The 2,769-nt window shown below is 56.7% G+C and carries 3 protein-coding genes; all 3 read right to left on the bottom strand.

Annotated features, from left to right (window positions below; translation table 11 throughout):
* Nucleotides 1–132: 132 nt before the first annotated feature.
* On the bottom strand, nt 133–789 hold the full coding sequence (gene rsmG / locus V3W31_02740) for a 16S rRNA (guanine(527)-N(7))-methyltransferase RsmG (GenBank protein ID MEE9613855.1): 657 nt from the start codon (nt 787–789) through the stop codon (nt 133–135).
* Between the two features lie 84 nt (nt 790–873).
* Complete coding sequence (locus V3W31_02735; protein MEE9613854.1) at nt 874–2,301, bottom strand: DUF4139 domain-containing protein; 1,428 nt, start codon at nt 2,299–2,301, stop codon at nt 874–876.
* 95 nt (nt 2,302–2,396) lie between these two features.
* The coding region (locus V3W31_02730; protein MEE9613853.1) for a hypothetical protein at nt 2,397–2,769 on the bottom strand (373 nt) is incomplete at its 5' end.

Here is a 2,769-nt window from a genome sequence, read left to right as displayed (position 1 = left end):
TTGCCCACCCCGCCCTTCTGGTTGGCTATGGAGATGATCCTTCCCATAATATTCCGAGAGTTTACCACATAAGAAAAGCTTTTCAAAGGGTTTTTTGTTCCACGTGGAACAAGTGGTGCGAGGAGGGGGGGGTCAGCCGTGTTCCACGTGGAACACGACAATCGTGGTCTTCCGGTCCGCAAAGGGGACGTCTACCTCGTGCAGGTCGAACTTCCGCCCTTGCATGCTTTCGAGCTCTCCGGCGAGCTTGCGGTCCTTCGGCCCCTTCATGGCCAATATAATGCCGCCCGGGGAGACGTAGGACCAGGCGGCCCCCAAAAACTGCCTGAGATCCGTAAAGGCCCTTGAGGTCACGCAGTCGAAGGATCTTCTGAACTTCCACGCAACCCTCCCGTCCTCGGCACGGACGTTCATAACCCTTATGCCGCCCAGATCCAGTAACCTTATGATATGTCTAAGAAAATGGACCTTCTTCTCAGTGGCCTCCACAAGGGTAACGTCGAGCCCCGGTGAGGCGATCTTAAGCGGGATGCCGGGAAAGCCCCCGCCCGAGCCTATGTCAAGGAGCGTCTTTGTATCTCCCAAAAAGCGCAGGGGGGTCAGGGAATCGAGGAAGTGCCGGGTTACTATGTCGTGATCCGAGCTGAGAGAGGTGAGGTTTATCTTCTTGTTCCACTTCTTGAGCTCTTCGAGGTAGGTGATGAACATCTCCACCGAGCGTTCGCCCAGCTCCACGCCAAGCTCCCCGGCCCCCTTTGCGAGGGTATCCTTCAGCTTCCCTTTATCCATATTTACCTTAATTATCAAGCAGTTATAACTTCCCCCACCCCCTCCCTCCGGGAGGGGGTGGGGGTGGGGGTGGGGGGAAAGGTCCTACTCAAGACCGACCCTTACCCTGTACTTTACCTTGACTTCCCCGTCCTTGGGGACTTTTACGTCGAACCTCATGGTAAAGGCGTCGAGCTTCTTCACGGGGTGGCTCTTTTTAACGACCCTCCAACTTCCCGGCACGGGCTCCACCAGACCCACGGTCACGTCCTCTTCCTTGTGGTTCCTCAAGGTTATCTCCCACTCGGTCTCGTAGAGGCGCGTGGTAATCTGCCTGAAGTCGGTCTGGACCCTCTCGACCACCACGTCGAACGCCTCTCCGACCTTGAGCCTCACCTCTTCGTCCTTCGGGGTATGGTCCACACGGTCCTCTCCTATGAACTGGAGGCTCTTATCGTCGTCCTCTTTATAGATGCGCATCACTCCGGCCGGAAGAGGCATGCCGAGGTTGTTCTCCTTCGAGTTCTTGAACTTTACGTATACGTTCACCGGCTGCTTGGCGTTCCGCTCCCTGTATTGCCTCGTGTAGTAGGTGTTGAGGCCGTAGACGAGGAGCTCCTTCTCCACGCCCACGCCCGAGGCTTCGAGCAGGCTTATCTGTTTCGTCTGCCGGTCCTTTATGGTGGTCTTTCTCTGCAAGTCGTAGATGTGGTACTCGAAGAAACCCTTCTCCTGGAACTGAGGGGCCCGTGCCATCTTTTTCGCCACTCCCTCGTAGAGCATATCCATCCTGAACTCTTCTTCCGCCCTGTTGACCTCTCCGGCCACGAGCTTTAGCCGGGCGTTCTTATATGTGGCCCCGCTTCTGTTATCCACGGTGACCCAGCCCGAGAGCTCGGCGCTCGTATCGGCCCGGTCGAGCACCACCACGTAGTCGGCCTTCCAGGATATATTCCGCGTAAGGTAGGAGACCTCGAGGCTGTGGGCCCTATCGGTCCCGCTATCGTAGAGCCACGTAAGCGTCGGTTTTGCGATGAGATTTTCCGGTATCTCCGGAAGTACCCTGTAGCCCGGATGGCCGAGGAATATCTCCGTACCCACCCTGTATATCTGCCCCTGATTGTTGCTGAGGAGCGTAGCCTCGACAACCTCTTTCCTGTCCTGGTACCTGTTCCAGTCGATCAACTTTATCTTCTTGCCCACGTACTTGTCGAGGAGTTTTTCCGCGTTCATAAGGTCGTACTCGTAGTTCTGCTCGAGCACGCCGAAGGCGTCGGGGAAGTTGAGCGACTTGGCGTGTACGGTAACGGGCATGATACCGGAGGCCACGTCCATGAAGCGGAGCTCCCCTTCACCCGTGGGGAGTTTTATCCTTCTTGTATCCTTCACGAGGCCGAGGTTATTATTATAGACCGTTACCTCGACACCGGTCTGGTCTTCTCCGGTACTCTTTGTTATTGGCTCGGCTGTGGCGGTAACGACCGAAAGGGCCAGCAGGGCCGCGAGCGAGAACGCACAGGATATTAGCTTCATCGTTTTGTCCCTCCTTTATTTAGTTGGATATTCTAAGCTCCATGCCCTTTAGACGGTCCCCGTCTCAAAATCCTTTGCCGAACTCTTCTGATGGCCTAAATATTTTTTGCTCCCGCCGCTCCGGTTGGGCCGATCTTCCTGAGGTGTACCATGAGCATGGAAATAGCGGCCGGAGTCACCCCGGGTATGCGGCTCGCCTGGCCGAGCGAGAGCGGGCGGGTGCGGGTGAGCTTCTCCCTTATCTCGGTCGAAAGGCCGTGGACCTCTCCATAGGAAAGCCCCTCGGGTATTTCGACCCCCTCCATCTTCTTGAACCTCCCGGCCTCTTCCACCTGCCTCCTTATGTAGCCCTCGTACTTGGTCTCTATCTCGATGGAGCGGAGCACGTCGTCAGGCAACCCTTCGGGGGGCAAGCCCCCCGGCGGGGGGGGGGAAGTCACGCTCTCAAGGCTCAAAACCGAACGGATA

Source organism: Thermodesulfobacteriota bacterium, from assembly GCA_036482575.1.
In the GTDB taxonomy this organism is placed as follows: domain Bacteria; phylum Desulfobacterota; class GWC2-55-46; order GWC2-55-46; family JAUVFY01; genus JAZGJJ01.
This window is presented reverse-complemented; position numbering and strand designations above follow the sequence as displayed.

Bases quoted from the DNA above. Each gene is read 5' to 3' on its own strand.
- rsmG (MEE9613855.1), bottom strand. From the start codon at position 789: ATGGATAAAGGGAAGCTGAAGGATACCCTCGCAAAGGGGGCCGGGGAG.
- V3W31_02735 (MEE9613854.1), bottom strand. From the start codon at position 2,301: ATGAAGCTAATATCCTGTGCGTTCTCGCTCGCGGCCCTGCTGGCCCTT.